This window comes from Bergeyella anatis, from assembly GCF_036016955.1.
Classification (GTDB): domain Bacteria; phylum Bacteroidota; class Bacteroidia; order Flavobacteriales; family Weeksellaceae; genus JAYWXI01.
Genome location: NZ_JAYWXI010000166.1, coordinates 1 through 379, shown reverse-complemented (window position 1 = coordinate 379; position 379 = coordinate 1). Strand labels below are relative to the sequence as shown.

Below are 379 nucleotides of genomic sequence, written 5' to 3'. Positions count from 1 at the left end.
TAAGCCCAAACGGCTGAAGTTCGCCGTGAGTGTCCCTGCCGCAGTGGGGGTTCCCGAGAGTTTATAGGTCAGCACACGCGACTGCCCCGGGGTAATGGTTACATTCGTTGTATTAGAATCTCCCACTACCGTAAGCCCATTGGCCACCTCCGCAGGTGTACCGTTTAAACTTACCGCAGCACTAAAGTCTAACGGTCCCACAGAGTTGAACGAGTTGTTGGTGACCGAAAACTTAACGACATTCGCCGCATCAAAGGCTTGCGTAGTGACATAACTGCCCTCGAAGGCGTCAAACGACACACTGACATTAACCGCCGCATTCGACACGCAACGCCACTCGGGAACCGAACCCACCCCAAGGGTGTAAATCTCCAAACAA

General features: G+C 53.3%; 1 pseudogene. It reads right to left on the bottom strand.

The features are described 5' to 3' along the window. Positions 1 to 379: pseudogene (locus VQ048_RS12775) on the bottom strand (hypothetical protein); the annotation flags it as partial.